This is a genomic window from Corynebacterium hylobatis (genome assembly GCF_003955685.1).
GTDB lineage: Bacteria > Actinomycetota > Actinomycetes > Mycobacteriales > Mycobacteriaceae > Corynebacterium > Corynebacterium hylobatis.
Genome location: NZ_RXHJ01000003.1, coordinates 41,824 through 58,340 on the forward strand (window position 1 = coordinate 41,824; position 16,517 = coordinate 58,340).

Genomic DNA, 16,517 nt, shown 5'->3' on the forward strand with positions numbered 1-16,517 from the left:
CCCTACAGTCTCCCAGCCTCGACGATTCCCGCCACCTCAGCCGGATCGAGCCCGGCGAGCAGCTCGGCGACGGGTGTTCCGCCCAGCGTGGCGTGCGGGTCGGCAGCCAGCCAGGGCACCAGCACGAAGGCCCGTTCGTGGGCGTGGGGGTGCGGGAGGGTGAGCACCGGGTCCGGGGAACTCAGCTCCCCCGGGTCGAGGACGGTGACCACATCGACGTCGAGGGTGCGTGGCCCCCAGTGCCGCTCGCGGACGCGGTCGGCGGCCTCCTCCAGGCGCTGGCCGCGGCGCAGCAGTTCCAGCGGGGTGGAGTCCACGTCGACGATGAGCACGGCGTTGAGGAACTCACCCTGGTCCGTCACACCCCAGGGCGGGGTGGCGTAGACGGGTGAGGCGGCGACGGTCTCCGTGCGAAACTCCGCCGCCACCCCGCGCAGCAGGGCCCACCGGTCGGCGAGGTTGGAACCGATGGACAGGACCGCCCGCATCAGGCCTTCCTGAACTGGGCCTGGGTGCGGCGCGAGCGGCGCGCCACCACCGCCACGTCCGCGAAGGTGTGCGGGATGGGGGCCTCCGGCTTGTGGATGGTCACCTCGACGGCGTGCAGCATCCCGAAGGTGGCCATGGCGCGGTCGGCGATCTCGACGGCGACGGTCTCGATGAGGTCGCGGGCCTCGCCCTGCACGATCTCCACGGCCAGCTCAGCGAGCTCCCCGTAGTTGACGGTCCGGTTCAGATCGTCGGTGGCCGCCGCCTCGGCGACGTCGAGCCAGCAGGTGATGTCGACGATGAAACTCTGGCCGTCACGCTTCTCCTCCGGGTAGACCCCGTGGTGGCCGAAGCACTCCAGGCCGCGCAGCTCAATCCGGTCAGCCACGGGAACCTCCCGCATTCCAGGCCGCGGCGACGTCGACGGCGTCTCGGGAGACGGGCACATTGTGCACGCGGACCCCCCAGGCACCCATCTGCGCGGAGATGGCGGTGACGGCGGCGGTGGCCGGATCCGCGTCGGCGGGCACAACCTCGAGGCCGCGGTCCGCCCGCACGGAGGACAGGAAACGCTTGCGTGACGCACCGACGAGGACCGGGAAATCACCGCTCAGGAAGGTGGGCAGCGCGTTGAGCAGCGCCCAGTTGTCCACCCGTGTCTTGGCGAAGCCCAGCCCCGGGTCGAGCACGATGTTCTCCCGCACCACACCGGCAGCCAGGGCATTGTCCACCAGCCGGGCGAGGGTCTCGTGGACGTCGCGGACGACGTCCCCGCCGTGATCGGAGGCCCCGGCAGCGTCCCCGAACTGGACGGTGCGCCAGTGCATGAGGCACACGGGCAGGTCAGCGTCGGCCATGACACGGTACATATCGGGATCGGCCAGACCACCGGAGACGTCGTTGATCATCGCCACACCCGCCTCAGCGGCGGCGGCCGCCACGGAGGCCCGCATGGTGTCCACCGAGGTCGGGATCCCCTCCTGTGCCAGGGCGGTGATGACGGGGGCGACGCGGGCGGCCTCCACGGCGGCGTCGACACGCGTGGCACCGGGCCGGGTGGATTCGCCACCGACGTCGATCATGTCGGCGCCCTGAGCCACCAGCTCACGGCCGTGGGCTATGGCGGCATCGATGTCCAGCCACCGCCCCCCGTCGGAGAAGGAGTCCTCCGTGACATTCACGATGCCCATCACCAGGCACCTGCCCGGCACCGTCAGATCTCTCACCCGCATGACCACTCCCCTATCCCCGGATCAGGCTGAGGACCTCGGCACGCGAGGCGGCACTGGTCTTGAAGCCGCCGCGCACCGCGGACGTGGTCGTGGTTGCGCCGGGCTTACGGATACCGCGCATCGCCATGCACAGGTGCTCGCACTCGATGACCACGATCACGGCCTGGGCACCGAGCCGGTCCACCAGGGCATCGGCGATCTGTGAGGTCAGCCGTTCCTGTACCTGCGGGCGCCTGGCGTACATGTCGGCCAGGCGAGCCAGCTTGGACAGACCCGTGACGTGCCCCTCCTTGCCGGGGATGTAACCGATGTGGGCCGTGCCGTAGAAGGGCACCAGGTGGTGTTCGCAGGTGGAGTAGATCGGGATGTCGCGCACCAGCACCAGTTCCTGGTGGTCCTCCGCGAAGGTGCGTTCCAGCACGTCGGTCGGGTCACAGTGCAGGCCCGCGAAGACCTCCTCGTAGGCCCGGGCCACACGAGCCGGGGTGTCCTGCAGCCCCTCACGGTCCGGGTCCTCGCCCACCGCAATGAGCAGCTCACGTACGGCAGCCTCGGCACGTTCCCGGTCAAACGATCTGGTCAATTTACTGTTCCTTCTTCGGCAGCTGGGTGGTGTCGGTGTCGCTTGGCGGGACCACGTCGGGTGCACCGGTCTCCGGCCGCCCGCTCTGCTCCTCTGCCTCCGGCTCAGCCGCGCGGTCCGTGTTCTCCGGCTGCTCATGGTCCGGCAGGCGGAAACCGATGATCTCGGTGGGCGGGTCCTGCCTGGCCGGGGCCTCGGGGGTCTCGGCCGGGGCCGGGCCGGCCGGGTCACCGTAGTTCTTCATGCCGGGGTGTTCGCCCTGCGGGGTACCCCCGGCGTAGGGGTTGTCCTTCGGCGACCAGCCGGGTACCGCCCAGTCCGCCGGTGGCGGGGTACCGCCGTAGCGCGGGGTGGTACCGGCGGCCGGGGCCGTGCCCGCCGTCCCGGCGGCTCCGCCGGATGCCGGCACAGCAGCCGGGGTGTCGGCGGCGGACTGGTCCAGGGAGACGCCGGCCGCGGCGAGTTCCGTCTGCCGCTTCTCACGGGCCCTACGGGTCGCCTCGAGCAGGGAGAAGCGCTTCGGCGGCTCCTCACCGCGCTCGATGGCCAGCTCGACGGGGGTCTTCACCGGTTCGCGGCCGGCCTGGCGCGGGAAACGGTCGTCCTGGCCCGGGAAGATCTCGGGCGCCTCACGCGGCTCGATGTCCTCGAAGAGGACCTCCAGGTCGGGGCGGCGCAGGGTCTCCTTCTCCAGGAGCTTCTCTGCCAGGCGGTCGAGGTGGTCGCGGTGCTCGGCGAGGATGTCGTAGGCGTGGCGGTGCGCGGCGTCGAGAAGCATGTGCAGCTCCTCGTCGATCTTCGCGGCGACCGCCGGGGAGTAATCGAGGGTGCCGCCACCCGGCCGACCGGAGAAGGGGTCGCCCTGTTCCTCCCCGTATTTGACCATGCCCAGGCTCGGCGACATGCCGTACTCGGTGAGCATCGCGCGGGCGATTTTGGTGGCCTGCTCGATGTCGGCGGAGGCGCCGGTGGTCTGCTCACCGAAGACGAGTTCCTCGGCGGCACGGCCACCCATGGCGAAGACCAGGCGGGCGAAGAGCTCGTCACGGTTGTACATACCGCGGTCGTCCTCCTGCGCAGTCATCGCGTGGCCGCCGGTGCGGCCGCGGGCGAGGATGGTCACCTTGTACACGCGCTCGATGTCCTTGAGCGCCCAGGCCGCCAGGGTGTGGCCGCCCTCGTGGTAGGCGGTGACCTTCTTCTCCTTCTCGGAGATGATCTTGCCCTCGCGGCGCGGGCCGCCGATGACCCGGTCGGTGGCCTCCTCCAGGGCGTCTGCGGTGATGGCGTTGCCGCCGATGCGGGCGGTGAGCAGCGCCGCCTCGTTGAGGACGTTGGCCAGGTCCGCACCCGACATGCCGGCGGTGCGCTTGGCCAGGGACTTCAGGTCAGCGTCAGGGGCGAACGGCTTGCCCTTCCCGTGGACCTCGAGGATCATCTCGCGGCCCTTGAGGTCCGGGTTGGTCACCGGGATCTGACGGTCGAAACGGCCCGGGCGCAGCAACGCCGGGTCCAGGATGTCAGGGCGGTTGGTGGCGGCCATGAGGATGACACCCTCGCGGTCGCCGAAGCCGTCCATCTCCACCAGCAGCTGGTTCAGGGTCTGCTCGCGCTCGTCATGGCCGCCGCCCATACCGGAACCGCGCTGGCGCCCGACGGCGTCGATCTCGTCGACGAAGATGATGCAGGGACTGTTCTCCTTGGCCTGCTTGAACAGGTCACGCACACGCGAGGCGCCGACACCGACGAACATCTCCACGAAATCGGAACCGGAGATGGAGTAGAAGGGCACGCCGGCCTCGCCGGCCACGGCGCGCGCCAGCAGGGTCTTGCCGGTGCCCGGCGGGCCGTAGAGCAGCACGCCGCGCGGGATCTTCGCGCCGAGGGCATGGTAGCGGCTCGGGTCCTGGAGGAAGTCCTTGATCTCCTCCAGTTCGCTGACGGCCTCGTCCGCGCCGGCGACATCCGCGAAGGTGTTCGTCGGCATGTCCTTGGTCAGTTCCTTGGCCTTGGAGCCACCGAAACCGAACATTCCGCCGCCGCCCTGCATGCGGGTGAGGAAGAAGAAGAGGAGGCCGAAGAGCAGCAGCATGGGCAGCAGAAAGCTGAACATGCCCATCAGGAAGCTATCCTGGGTCACCTTCGTGTTGTACTCATCGGCACCGGAGGCCCGGACGGCGTCGAAGACCTGGGGAGCGGTGCGGGCGGGGTACTGGGCGATGATCTCCTCGACGCCCTCACGCTCCTCGTAGGTGATCGGCTCGCGCAGCTCGACGCGGATCCGCTGCTCGCGGTCGTCGATCTGCACCTCCCTGGCGTTCTGCTCGTCGAGCTGCTGCATGACGACGGAGGTGTCCACGTCCTGGTAGCCGCGGGTGTCATCGGTGAGCAGGGTGAACGCGAACAGGGACACCAGTGCCACCGTGGCGATGAGGCCGATCTGGAGGATTCTCTTGTTGCTCATGAGTGCGGACGCCGAAGGGGTCGGCTCGTCAGCCTACCTTCGCGACCAGTGCCTTTCGTGTTCGTTTTCAACCGCCGGGGTGGTATCACGTACTTGGGTAAACGCGCCGGACGCGGAATTCGTTCCCGCGCCCGGGCGCGGCCATCAGTTGGAGCTGTAGACGCGCGGGTGCAGGGTGCCCACGTAGGGCAGGTCGCGGTAGCGCTCCGAGTAGTCCAGGCCGTAGCCGATGACGAACTCGTTGGGGATGTCGAAACCGACGTCGAAGAGCTCCACGTCGGCCTTGACCACCTCGGGCTTGCGCAGGAGGGTGATCACCTCGAGCGACTTCGGGTTCCGGGCCCGCAGGTTGCGCATCAGCCAGGACAGGGTCAGACCCGAGTCGATGATGTCCTCGACGATGAGGACGTCGCGGCCCTCGATCTCGCGGTCGAGATCCTTGAGGATGCGCACCACTCCGGAGGAGGTGGTGGAGTTGCCGTAGGAGGAGACGGCCATGAACTCCATCTCCGAGGGAATCGACAGCGCGCGGGTGAAATCCGTGAGGAAGTACACGGCGCCCTTGAGGACGCACACCAGGATCAGATCATCCTCAGCGTCGCGGTAGGTCTCCGAGACCCTGTCCGCGAGTTCCTGGATGCGCGCTGCCAGGACTTCCTCGCTGATCAGCACCGCCTCAACATCGTCGCCGTAGCGGTTTTCGGGAACGTTGAGGTCTTTGTCATCGTGCACGGTTGTCATGCCTTTCCTAGCCGGCCGGGAATAAGGTCAGTCTGCCATCTACACGGCGGACTTCCAACCTCCCGGTACCGGTCCGGCCGACCGCGACCCCGCCCTGTCCCCGCCACCGGGTGCACAGGGCCTCGACCGCGCTTATCGACGCCCCCGTCACCCCCAGCCCCCGCTCCCGCAGCCACGCCGCGATGCGGCGGCGCCGCAGGGGCCCCGGTTGGGCGGCCAGCTCCGCGCAGTCATCCGTCGGCGGGCCTGCCAGCTCCGCGAGCAGGGCGTTGTCCGCGGCGATCCGGTCGGCCGCCTGGGCCAGGGGTTCCACGGCGTCCCCGCCGATGAGTTCACCCAGCCCGGGGATGTGAGTCTGCCGCAGGGCGACGCGCCGGAAGACCGGGTCCTCGTTGTGCGGGTCCTGCCAGGGTTCCAGCCCCAGTTCGGTGCAGGCCCCGGCGGTGTCCGCCCGACGCACGGTCAGCAGCGGCCGGATCAGCCTTCCCGATCGTGGCACCATGCCGGCGGGGTTGCCGCGCAGGGCACCCAGCAGCAGCGTCTCTGCCTGGTCGTCCCGGGTGTGGCCGACCCACACCTCTCGGCCCTCGGAGAACAGTGCCCCGTAGCGGGCCTCCCGTGCCCTGGCCTCGAGGTTGCCCGGCGCGACGGTGACGGCACGTACCTGCGCACTCGCACCCAGTTCCTCCGCCTGGCGGCGGGCTGTGTCCGCCACCTGTGCGGACCCCACCTGCAGCTGGTGGTCGACGATCACAGCGTGCACGTCCTGGCCTTCCGCGAGGGCGGCGGCGAGCAGGGCCAGGGAATCCGCCCCACCCGAGAGTCCGACGGTGACCGGTTCGGACGTGAGGAAGGGGCGCACCGCCACCCGGCAGGCCAGGAAATGCGGGCTGGAACGCGGGTACCGCACCGGCTCAGGAATCCCGGATGGCGGAGGCGAAGCGGTCCAGGGCGGCGCGGGCGGAGAGGATGTCCGAGCCGTTGGACAGCAGCGCAAACGAGTAGACGCGCCCGGATTCGGCGGTGACCACGCCCGCCAGGGCTGAGGTGTCGGTCAGGGTGCCGGTCTTGGCGCGCACCCAGCCACGCCCCGAGAGGTCTCCGTAGCGGTCGGTGAGGGTGCCGGAGCCGCCGGCTACGGGCAGCGTGGCCAGCAGGTGGCGCAGGCGGGTGTCGGCGGCGGCGTCGAGAAGCAGGTCGCCGAGCAGGCGCGGCGGGATGAGGTTGTCGATGGACAGTCCCGAGTTGTCCGCCAGGGTGACACCCGTGGTGTCGAAACCGTGCTCGCGCAGCACCTCGAGGGTGGTGCGGGTGGCGGCAGCCGCGGAACCCGGCTGACCGCGGTGGACCGCGATCTCGTGCCCGATGGCCTCGGCCATGACGTTGTCGGACCAGACCATCATCTCGTCGATACGCTCGATCAACGGCGGGGAATCGGTACTGGCCAGCACCTGCGCGTCGGCGGGAGCGGTGCCGGTACCCGTGTCCGTGGCCCCGACCCGCTCCGCCAGGGCGCGGGCGACGTCGAGGGCCGGGGTGTGCGAACGCGGGACATCGCCCTCGGTCTCCCCTATCCGGGCACCGTAGAGCATGGCCGGTTCCAGGGGCGCGATGTAGCCGGCGTCGACGTCCACCGGGTCCCAGCCCGGCATGAAGGGATCACCGTCCCAGACGGAGAGGTCAATGAGCACCTGCTCCGCCTGGCCGACCTGCTCCGCGAGCTCATCCATCTGCTCCGTGGTCAGCCACACATCACCCGCGGCGCGGATGACCACGGTGCCCGGCTGATCCCCGGCCACCACCTCAGTGGTGAGCACATCGTCCGGACCCAGCTCCAGGATCGCGGCGGCTGCAGTGAGGACCTTGGTGGAACTGGCCGGCTGCAGTGGGCTGCCGGAGTTGAGGTCCCAGACCGTCTCCCCCGTGACGGTGTCGGTGACCCGGCCGTGGACCGTACCCAGGGCGGGGTCGGCGCCGAGTTCTGTCAGCCGGGCGGCCAGCGCGGCGTTGTCCACCCCGGCCTCGGCCTCGGCCGGCACGAGCAACGGGACAGGGGCCTCCACGGCATAGGCCGGACCGTGGGTGAGATCGCCGTAATACTGCTGCACGAGTACGCCGAAACCCGCCACCCCGGCCACGGCCACGCCGACCACGCCGGCAGTCACCGACCACCACAGCTTCTTTCCACTCATCGCGTACAGCCTAACCGCTGCCGCTAGGATGACAGGCGATCCCCCCAAACTGCTACAAGGAGTCTGACGCATGGGCGTTGAAGTCATCATCGAGATCCCGAAGGGTTCGCGCAACAAGTACGAGGTCGACCACGAGACCGGCCGGGTATTCCTCGACCGTTACCTGTTCACCCCGATGGCGTACCCCGCGGACTACGGCTTCATCGAGCACACCCTCGGTGAGGACGGCGACCCGATGGACGCCCTGGTCATCCTCCCGGAGCCGGTTTTCCCGGGCGTGGTCGTCATGGCACGTGTCATCGGTGTGTTCAAGATGACCGACGAGGCCGGCGGCGACGACAAGCTGCTCTGCGTCCTCGATGACCCGCGCTTCGACAACTTCAAGGAGATCGAGGACATCTCCCAGTTCACCCTGGACGAGATCGAGCACTTCTTCGTCCACTACAAGGACCTCGAGCCCGGCAAGCACGTCGAGGGCTCCGGCTGGGGCCACCGCGAGGAGGCCGAGCGCATCCTCCAGGAGTCCATCGACCGCTACAAGGAGGTCGGCGACAACACCCGCGAGGGTCTGGAGGCTGAGAAGGACAAGGAGAACATCGTCGAGCAGCAGCTGGACGAGGCCTAAAACTCCCGCCGCACCCCACTGGTCCTCCGAGGCCGGTGGGGTTCGTCGATTCCGGGATGTTGCGCGCCGGGGACTTCCCCGGGTTCCCCCTGGGGCCTACTGTTCGGGTGACTGGAATCACTAAGGTGGATCCATCATGTCCACCATGCCCACTGCACCCCGGAACCCGGCTCAGCTGCTCCGCTTCACCACGGAGGGGATCACACCTGAAGCCCGGGTCCAGCTGTGGGAAGGGCACAACGCACGGGCACTGATTCCGCTGGACATCCGCACCATTGACGCCCAGCCGATGCGTTCGCGCCAGACGAACCTGCACCTGCCGGCAATCCGGGTGGCGGACGTCTCGGGGACATCGCAGATCGTGGAACGCTCGGAATCCTTCATCAGCGAACACCCCACCGGCATGATCGCGGTCTTCTTCGCCATCGAGGGCGAGGCCTTCTTCTTCCACCGCGGCGGGCAACTGTCGCTGCGCCCCGGCCAGGCCGTGGTCTATGACGCCGACCGCCCCTTCGTCCGGGGTTTCGCCCGCGGCCTGCGCGAGGTCGTCGTGACAATCCCCCGCACCCGCTTCCTGGAGCTGGGCAACGTCCGCCAGACGCCCCTGCCACTGGTCTTCGACTTCGGACCCGGCGCCGGCACCCACGAACAGGCACTGGCGCGGCTGCTGCGGCAGACACTCACGCAGGTCGAGGGGCCCAGCCCTGCGTTGGATCCCGCCCTCACGGAGCAGAACGCCCTGTCCCTGCTGGGCCTGATAATCGGCGGGCAGGACAGCGCCCGGGGCATCCTCGCCTCGGCGAAGGACTACATCACCCGGCACCTGACGGACCCGGACCTCGGTCCGGGTCGCATCGCCGCGGCGGTGGGGCTCAGTGAGCGGCAGCTGGGCAGGTACTTCGGGGGGGAGGGGACGTCGACAAGCAGATACGTCCTGGCACAGCGGGTGGAGCTTGCCCAACAGCTGCTGCGCGACCCCGGTCAGGGCGGGTTGAGCATCAGGGAGATCGCCGCACGCTGCGGTTTCGCCTCACAGAGTCACTTCGGCAGGATTTTCCGCGAACGCGTAGGCATGACCCCGCTGCAGTGGCGGAAGCAGTGATTTAGTCCACACCCGACATCTTTTATTCCGTCCCGGACGTGATCCGTGACACATCTTCCGGTGGTGGGCGCGCCGCCATAGATTGACTCCCAACAGTTCAGACCAGCTCAGAGACAAGGGAGAAGATCCAATGCCTGTTTTCCATGACGGTATCGCCGACACCGAAATCCCGGAGGACGTCGTCACCACCGATGTGCTCATCGTCGGTTCCGGCCCCGCCGGCAGCTCCGCCGCCCTGTTCCTGTCCACCCACGGCATCGACAACATCATGATCACCAAATACCGCTGGACCGCGAACACCCCGCGGGCCCACATCACCAACCAGCGCACCATGGAGATCCTCCGCGACGTCGGACTGGAGGCCGAGGTCCTGGAGAAGGCCGTCCCCCACGAGCAGATGGGTGACACCGTCTACGCCGAGTCCGTCGCAGGCGAGGAGATCGGCCGCCGTCCCACCTGGGGCTGGCGCCCGGACCGCCGCGCCGACTACGAGCTCGCCTCCCCCGCCATGCCGTGTGACATCCCGCAGACCATGCTCGAGCCGATCCTGCTGGAGAACGCCACCAAACGCGGCACCCAGACCCAGTTCTCCACCGAATACCTCTCTCACACCCAGGACGATGAGGGCGTGAGCGTCCTGGTGCGCAACCGCCTGACCGGGCACGAGTACACCATCCGCGCGAAGTACCTCATCGGCGCGGACGGTGCCCGCTCCCAGATCGCGGAGGACATCGACATCCCCTTCGAGGGCGCGATGGACATCGGCGGCTCCATGAACCTGCAGTTCAAGGCGGACCTGAGCAAGTGGGTCGCCCACCGGCCCTCCATCCTCTACTGGGTCTTCCCGCCCGGTTCCAACATCGGCGGCCTCGGCGCCGGCCTGGTCCGCTGCGTGCGGCCGTGGAACGAGTGGCTGGCGGTGTGGGGCTATGACATAACCAAGGAGCCGCCGAAGCTGGACGAGGAGGAGGCCAAGCGCATCGTCCGCACGCTCGTCGGCATCCCCGACCTCGAGCTGGAGATCACCGGATACTCCCTGTGGGGCAACAACGAGCAGTGGGCCACCCACATGCAGACCGGTCGCGTGTTCATCGCCGGCGACGCCGCCCACCGCCACCCGCCGAGCCACGGCCTTGGCTCCAACACCTCCATCCAGGACTCCTACAACCTGGCCTGGAAGCTGGCAGCCGTACTCAAGGGCCAGGCGGAACCGGAGCTGCTGGAAACCTACTCGGTGGAGCGCGCCCCGGTGGCCAAGCAGATCGTCACCCGCGCCAACAACTCCTCCCGCGAATACCAGCCCATCTTCGACGCCCTCGGCGTCGCGGACGCGAAGACGGACGAGGAGTTCACCGAGAAGCTGAAGCTGCGCAAGGAGGCCAGCCCGGAGGGTGCGGCACGCCGCAAGGCACTGCGTGCGGCACTGGACAACAAGGACTACGAGTTCAACGCACAGGGCACCGAGATCGGCCAGTTCTACCGGTCCACCGCCGTGGTCTGTGACGGACTGGGCCGCCCCGAGGTGACCGAGGACCCGCTGCTGCACCACCAGAAGTCCACCTACCCGGGACTGCGCCTGCCGCACGCGTGGATCGGTGACACGCTGAACAAGCACTCCACCCACGACATCGCCACCGGCACCGGCTTCACCCTCTTCACCGGCATCAACGGCCAGGCCTGGGCAGACGCCTCCGTCGCGGTGGCCGAGGCCCTGGGCCTCGAGCTCAAGGCCGTGGTCATCGGAGAGGGCCGCGAACACCAGGACCTCTACGGTGACTGGCTGCGCCAGCGTGAAGTCGAGGAAGACGGCGTCATCCTGGTCCGCCCCGACAAGCACATCGCCTGGCGCTCCCACCACATGGTCGAGGACCCGCAGCATGCCCTGCATGCGGTACTCTCCTCCATCCTCTCCCGGCGCACGGACGAGGCTGCGACGGAGATCTCCCGCCTCATGGCCGAGGCCCGGGTGGCACTGCAGAAATAACTGCCGGCCGTCCGGCAGGGACGTTACGCAAGGCCCCTGGTGGGCCGCGCGACGTCCCACTTCGTTTTCCGGGCCGGACAGGAATAATGTGCGCCGGGTCTGCCCCGACCGGTCAGCTGCTGCGCATCCGGCCGAACACCGCCTGAGCGATCAGTCCCACGACCAGCAGCCACACCCCCACGGCCAGCACGAGAATGGCCGGTACCTCCCCCGGCGAGATCAGCAACCACACCAGACCCGCCGCGGAACCCACCCCGCCGAGCCAGGTCAGCCACCGGGGCACGGCGGCAGCCGGTCGGCGGAGGAACCAGGCGCATGTGGTCACGGCGGCCACCGGCACCAGCAGGACGCCCATGGTCACCAATGCCAGGCCGAGGCGGACCCCGAGCAGTACCAGCCCTCCGCCGAGTGCGCCGGTGACCAGCGCCGCCGCCCACAGGCGGAGGGTGATCATGCCTGTCAGCCGTACCAGCAGATCACGTTCCACAGATCCTCCTCCCTCCCGCATATCCATCCCAATCTAATGTGACCCGGGTCGGGCTACTCCCCCGCCCGGCGGTACCCACGGCGCAGGTCCTCGACGATATAGGGCCGGTCGAGGGTGGAGGGTTCCAGATCACGGGGCTGGTTGTCCCGGCCGAAGACGGCCGCCGCCGCGAGCACCTCCTCGTCGAGGAAACGCAGCTCCGGTACCGCCGCCGGAAGGGACAGTTCCGTTCCCGCGGGCGCGCAGAGGTGAAAACCCCAGTCGCCGAAGGTGGGGACATGGACGTGATAGGGCAGTATCTGTCCGCAACCGGCCGCCCGCAGTGTGGCCCCCACCCGCCAGAAGACATCCGGGGTGGTGAAGGCCGAGGAGGACTGGACGACCATGCGCCCGCCGGGAGCGAGGGCACGGTGGGCCAGGGTGTAGAACTCCGCGGAGTACAGCCTGGCCATCGTCTCGTTGTCCGGGTCCGGCAGATCAATGATGACGGTGTCGTAGGCGGTGCCGTCACCGCCCGCCCGCAGCCAGGTGAAGGCATCCTCCACGATGATGTTCACCCGCGGGTCCGTCAGCGAACCGTGATTGTCCTCGACCAACACGGTGTTGGCCACCTCAATGACGGCCGGGTCGAGTTCAACCTGGGTGACCGACAGATCCATGCGCAGCAGCTCCCGGGCCACCAGTCCGTCACCGCCGCCGATGACGAGGACATGGCGGGCGCTGTCTGACAGCGCCGGGTAGACCAGCGACTCGGTGTAGCGGTACTCATCGCGGGTGGAGTACTGGAGTCCGCCGTTGAGGTAGAGGCGGCGGTCGTCGCCGCGCTGGGTGACCACAATGTCCTGGTAGTCGGACTGGTGGGCGTGGATGACCGGGTCGCTGTAGAGCGACTGGCGGGCGGTGGTGACGATGCCCTCCGACCGGATGAAAAATACGGTCAGCACAGCGAGGGCCGCCACCAGCGCGAGCATGGAGGCCACGAACTGCCGGAACGGGATCCAGCGGCGCAGCAGCACAGCCGCGAGGAACAGCGCCGCCACGAGGTTGACCAGGCCGGCGGCCAGGGTGCCGCGCATGAGTCCCAGTCCGGGGAGCAGGAGGAAGGGCCAGGCCAGTCCACCGATCAGGGCGCCGGCGTAGTCGGCGAAGTTGAGGGTGGCCAGCAGGGAGCCCACGGTGCGGGCATCCGACAGTCGGCCGCGCTGCACCAGCGTCATCAGCAGCGGCACCTCGGCGCCGACGAGCATGCCGATGAGCGCGGTGGCGATGACGAGCACGGCAGTGGACTGGCCGATGGTGGCGAAGGTGACGTAGAGGATGATCGCCGAGGTGCCGCCGATCAGGCCGAGCAGGGTCTCAACCGCCAGGAAGGTCTGGGCCGGCCAGCGCAGGAAAGGCTTGGCGCACAGCGCGCCGACGCCCAGCGCCGCGACATAACCCGCCACGATGAGCGAGGTCTCGACGATCCCGCCCCCGTTGAGGGAGGTCGACAGGGAGAGCAGCGCCAGCTCGTACACGAGTCCGGAGGCCGCGCACACCGCTACCGCGACGAGCAGCAGCCAACGCCACAGTCTGCCACTCACGACATGCTGGCTGCGTTGATCGCGGCGATGACCACCAGGGTCACGGACACGACGACCGTCCCCGAACGCAGCCGGGGATCGGCCACCAGGTCGCGGAAACGGCCCGGGACCAGCAACTCCACGACGACCAGGGCCACGCACTGCAGCACCAGCGCGATCACGGCATAGAAGGCGGTCTCCGCCAACCCGGTCAGCAGATCATCCGAGGAGTGCAGGATGGCGCTGACGATGATGATGCCGAGCGCGACCTGCTGCGCGGCGGCGAGCATCCCGGCGTTGGGTTTGTGGTCGACGAAGACCAGTTCATGCAGTCTGCCGGGTGTGAGCAGGTCGAGGATGATGAAGCCCACGAGGAGGATGACCGCTGAGAGCGTGAAGTAGGCGATCGTGCCCAGCGAATCAGTCAGCAGGGTGTCGAACATGGGGGTGAGGCTCCTTGGTGCCGAGGGGATGGTGGGGAGATGAGGGAGCGGACTATTTCACACCCGAGCCGGAGCCTGAGGAGCCGCCGCTCGAGCCGCTGGGTGAACCTGGAGAGAAACCGGTGCCCAGGTAGACGAAGGTTCCGTTGTTGACCCGCCCCAGGTCCTCGACCCGGATGGAGCAGGAACCGTTGGCGTCCTGTGTCACGGAGATGAGGTTGCGGCGGTAGCGCAGGTACTCGCTGCCGTCAGCCGGGTCGGTGGCCCGCGACTGCGCCCGGCCCACCTCCTCCTCGATCCGGTCGGCGGTCTCCGCCGGGGTGCCCGCGCACTGGTAGGTGGTGGCGCTGGTGGCCGCGAAGCTCTGGCCCATGCGGTCGTCCAGGTCGCCGGAACCGACCGCGATCAGCGCGGCCAGCACGGCAATGCCCGCAGCGACAGCGGCGGCCACGAAATATCTGGTGGAGGTCACGGTCGGTAGGTGCTCCTCGTACTCACGATGGTGGATTCCTCCGGGTAGAGATGGCGGGTGTCCCAGCTCCAGCCACCGTCCGTGGCTGTGCCGCGCAGTGCGGTGAGGTGGTGGCGGCCGGGCCCGGGGAAACGGACGATGAACCAGCCCGCAGTATCGAGCAGGGCGTCCGCCTGCTCCCGGAAGTCGTCCCCGTTCAACCGCCGAGTGCGGGTGTCCAGCCGGTAACCGTGGTGCTCTGTCAGCGCGGGCAGGGGGTGCACCGCCTCCTGCGCGGTGCAGGAGATCTCCTCCCGGAAGACGACTGAGCCGTCAGCGTGGTGGACGGTGACGACGTGGGAGCCCCCGATGACCGCCAGGTGGAGGTGTCCCCCACCAGCCGGTGCCGGGATCACGGTGTCCGCCAGGATCTGCGGGAGGGGTCCGTTCCAGCTCACGCCGAGGGCGGCTGCACTGACATCGGCCGGGGTGCAGCGCAGTTCGACGGCGGCCGTCACGGCTTCGGTGCCGGGTAGACGGACAACTCTCCGGGCAGCACGGTGTGTCCGAGGGAGGCCTCCCACCTACCACCGCCGAAGCTCTCCAGACCGAGGAGGCCTCCGCCGCGCCCGATGGCGGCCATGTCGTGGTACCGCACTTCACCCTGGGGTGGAAGGCCGGCCTCCCCCTCCGTGCGGAATTCGGCGCGGCCGCGCTCCACCAGGTGATAGTCCGTACCCTCGACGCTGAGCTGCTGGACGGGCTCCAGATGCAGGTCGGGACGGGAGATCCACCAGGAGAGCTTGAGCTGGCCCTCGTCGACCTCCACAGAGAGCCACTCCGAACCCCGCCCGCCCTCCAGCATGTGCTCGTACCAGGTGTAGTAGCCCTCGGTGACGGTCACGCTGCCGCGGACGACGTAGTCGATGCCGCCGTAGGTGATGATCGCCCCTGGGGCGAGAACATCGGGGCCGAAATCCCGCGCGCCGGTGACGTCCGCGAAGGGATCCTTCCGGCTCCGGTGCTCCGTCCCACCGTCCCCGGCCCGACGGGCCCGCATTCCCAGCAACAGGAAAATCACTGCCGCGGCTGCTGCAAGGAGGGCCACCAGCCACCAGATCGTCCCTGCGTCCATTCGGTTCTCCCGGATTCATCGTGGGTTTCAGCTGGCCGGTACCGGGGTCTTCCCCAGCCCCGCGAGCATAAGTACCTTGGTGAGGATAGCGGACAGTTTCCATCCATGTCCGTTGCCCTATAGGTCCCCAAGAAAGGTGCTCCTCCATGAAGACCGTGACCGTCAACCAGGTTCCCTTCGACGCCCAGCTCATCGACGTCCGCGAGGCCGACGAGTACGCGGAGGGCCACGCCGCCAACGCCGTGCACATCCCGCTCTCTGAGTTTGTCTCCCGCGTGGATGAGATCGACACCAGCCGTGACATCTACATGATCTGCCTGGCGGGCGGCCGTTCCGCCCAGGCCTGTGAGTACCTGCAGCAGGCCCACGACGTCGAGGCGATCAACGTGGAGGGTGGCACCAGGGCCTGGCGCGAGGCAGAACTCCCGATGGAGAAGTAATTAGTGGGGAACTTCCCATGATTTAACCAAACCACGGTGGGGCATCTACTATTGCAGGTATGCCACATAAAAAGGATTCACCCATCGTGGAGACCGCCGAGCAGACCGGCCTGCCGCTGCCCCTGCTTGAATCGCCCAGCTTCCAGCTGGAACGCCTACGCCGCCGCACCCGCGACGGCGTCGAGGCAGCCCTGTCCACCCACGACACCACCATGCGCGAATACTGGGTGCTCACCTGCCTCATCGAGGGCGACGCCGCCTCCCAGTCCGCGCTCTCCGAGGCCCTGGCCATCGACGCCTCAGACATGGTCCGCCTCATTGACGCCCTGGAGACGAAGGGCTGGGCCCGCCGCGAGCGGGACCCGAAGGACCGCCGCCGGCAGATCGTCACATCGACGAAGGCCGGGGCGAAGGCCCAGGCCGAACTCGCCGTACTCGTCGCGCAGGCCGAGAAGGCCGCGCTGGACGATTCCACCGGAAAACAGCGTAAACACCTGCGGAAGCTGACCCAGGTGGTGCTGACCACGGAATCAGCCGAGGCCCACCCCGAGGGGCCTGACGATCCCGTGGCGAAGGGGGCCTGACGT

At 68.4% G+C, this 16,517-nt stretch carries 19 protein-coding genes; 5 read left to right on the top strand and 14 right to left on the bottom strand.

The features are described 5' to 3' along the window. Positions 1-2 precede the first annotated feature (2 nt). From folK to dacB, 8 genes are all read right to left on the bottom strand, one after another. Entirely contained in the window at positions 3-488 is a 486-nt protein-coding gene (gene folK / locus EAH68_RS02905; protein WP_126119829.1) for a 2-amino-4-hydroxy-6-hydroxymethyldihydropteridine diphosphokinase, read from the bottom strand. After that, positions 488-877 (bottom strand): dihydroneopterin aldolase, encoded by a 390-nt coding sequence (gene folB / locus EAH68_RS02910; RefSeq protein WP_126119830.1) that lies wholly within the window; start codon positions 875-877, stop codon positions 488-490. The genes folK and folB overlap by 1 nt, the downstream gene beginning before the upstream one ends. After that, positions 870-1,721 (bottom strand): dihydropteroate synthase, encoded by an 852-nt coding sequence (gene folP, locus EAH68_RS02915; protein ID WP_126119831.1) that lies wholly within the window; start codon positions 1,719-1,721, stop codon positions 870-872. Before folP ends, folB begins: the two co-directional genes overlap by 8 nt. A 10-nt stretch (positions 1,722-1,731) precedes the next feature. Next, the gene (folE, locus tag EAH68_RS02920) at positions 1,732-2,304 is read right to left on the bottom strand and encodes a GTP cyclohydrolase I FolE (RefSeq protein WP_206436340.1); all 573 of its coding nucleotides are present in this window, start codon (positions 2,302-2,304) and stop codon (positions 1,732-1,734) included. Position 2,305: 1 nt separating this feature from the next. Next, complete coding sequence (gene ftsH / locus EAH68_RS02925; RefSeq protein ID WP_206436341.1) at positions 2,306-4,768, bottom strand: ATP-dependent zinc metalloprotease FtsH; 2,463 nt, start codon at positions 4,766-4,768, stop codon at positions 2,306-2,308. Between the two features lie 144 nt (positions 4,769-4,912). Further along, positions 4,913-5,509, bottom strand: a complete 597-nt coding sequence (gene hpt, locus EAH68_RS02930) for a hypoxanthine phosphoribosyltransferase (protein WP_206436342.1) — start codon at positions 5,507-5,509, stop codon at positions 4,913-4,915. Positions 5,510-5,516: 7 nt separating this feature from the next. After that, positions 5,517-6,419 carry a tRNA lysidine(34) synthetase TilS gene (gene tilS / locus EAH68_RS02935; RefSeq protein WP_241228262.1) on the bottom strand — a complete coding sequence of 301 codons (903 nt, stop codon included), beginning with the start codon at positions 6,417-6,419 and terminating at the stop codon, positions 5,517-5,519. A gap of 4 nt (positions 6,420-6,423) precedes the next feature. After that, positions 6,424-7,701 carry a D-alanyl-D-alanine carboxypeptidase/D-alanyl-D-alanine endopeptidase gene (gene dacB / locus EAH68_RS02940; protein ID WP_126119833.1) on the bottom strand — a complete coding sequence of 426 codons (1,278 nt, stop codon included), beginning with the start codon at positions 7,699-7,701 and terminating at the stop codon, positions 6,424-6,426. A gap of 70 nt (positions 7,702-7,771) precedes the next feature. Here dacB and EAH68_RS02945 point away from each other — a divergent pair, with 70 nt between their 5' ends. From EAH68_RS02945 to EAH68_RS02955, 3 genes are all read left to right on the top strand, one after another. After that, a complete protein-coding gene (locus EAH68_RS02945) occupies positions 7,772-8,326 on the top strand; it encodes an inorganic diphosphatase (protein ID WP_126119834.1) in 555 nt (184 codons plus the stop codon). Positions 8,327-8,462: 136 nt separating this feature from the next. Then, the gene (locus EAH68_RS02950) at positions 8,463-9,428 is read left to right on the top strand and encodes an AraC family transcriptional regulator (protein WP_241228263.1); all 966 of its coding nucleotides are present in this window, start codon (positions 8,463-8,465) and stop codon (positions 9,426-9,428) included. A gap of 130 nt (positions 9,429-9,558) precedes the next feature. Continuing rightward, positions 9,559-11,412, top strand: a complete 1,854-nt coding sequence (locus EAH68_RS02955; protein ID WP_126119835.1) for an FAD-dependent oxidoreductase — start codon at positions 9,559-9,561, stop codon at positions 11,410-11,412. A 112-nt stretch (positions 11,413-11,524) separates the two neighbouring features. Here the strand turns inward: EAH68_RS02955 and EAH68_RS02960 are convergent, their stop codons facing one another. The 6 genes from EAH68_RS02960 to EAH68_RS02985 are packed head-to-tail and all read right to left on the bottom strand — an operon-like array spanning position 11,525 to position 15,490. Then, complete coding sequence (locus tag EAH68_RS02960; RefSeq protein ID WP_126119836.1) at positions 11,525-11,899, bottom strand: hypothetical protein; 375 nt, start codon at positions 11,897-11,899, stop codon at positions 11,525-11,527. A 53-nt stretch (positions 11,900-11,952) separates the two neighbouring features. After that, positions 11,953-13,482: a polyamine aminopropyltransferase gene (locus EAH68_RS02965; protein WP_126119837.1), complete on the bottom strand. Its 1,530-nt coding sequence runs from the start codon at positions 13,480-13,482 to the stop codon at positions 11,953-11,955. Then, complete coding sequence (locus EAH68_RS02970; RefSeq protein ID WP_126119838.1) at positions 13,479-13,904, bottom strand: DUF350 domain-containing protein; 426 nt, start codon at positions 13,902-13,904, stop codon at positions 13,479-13,481. The genes EAH68_RS02965 and EAH68_RS02970 overlap by 4 nt, the downstream gene beginning before the upstream one ends. A gap of 52 nt (positions 13,905-13,956) precedes the next feature. Beyond that, positions 13,957-14,376 (bottom strand): DUF4247 domain-containing protein, encoded by a 420-nt coding sequence (locus tag EAH68_RS02975; protein WP_241228264.1) that lies wholly within the window; start codon positions 14,374-14,376, stop codon positions 13,957-13,959. Continuing rightward, a complete protein-coding gene (locus EAH68_RS02980; protein ID WP_126119839.1) occupies positions 14,373-14,873 on the bottom strand; it encodes a DUF2617 family protein in 501 nt (166 codons plus the stop codon). The genes EAH68_RS02975 and EAH68_RS02980 overlap by 4 nt, the downstream gene beginning before the upstream one ends. Beyond that, positions 14,870-15,490, bottom strand: coding sequence for a DUF4178 domain-containing protein (locus EAH68_RS02985; RefSeq protein ID WP_164546380.1), 621 nt, complete (start codon positions 15,488-15,490; stop codon positions 14,870-14,872). Before EAH68_RS02985 ends, EAH68_RS02980 begins: the two co-directional genes overlap by 4 nt. A gap of 146 nt (positions 15,491-15,636) precedes the next feature. Here EAH68_RS02985 and EAH68_RS02990 point away from each other — a divergent pair, with 146 nt between their 5' ends. Beyond that, positions 15,637-15,930: a rhodanese-like domain-containing protein gene (locus tag EAH68_RS02990; protein WP_126119840.1), complete on the top strand. Its 294-nt coding sequence runs from the start codon at positions 15,637-15,639 to the stop codon at positions 15,928-15,930. Between the two features lie 59 nt (positions 15,931-15,989). Then, positions 15,990-16,514 carry a MarR family winged helix-turn-helix transcriptional regulator gene (locus tag EAH68_RS02995; protein ID WP_126119841.1) on the top strand — a complete coding sequence of 175 codons (525 nt, stop codon included), beginning with the start codon at positions 15,990-15,992 and terminating at the stop codon, positions 16,512-16,514. The last annotated feature ends 3 nt before the right edge of the window (positions 16,515-16,517 follow it).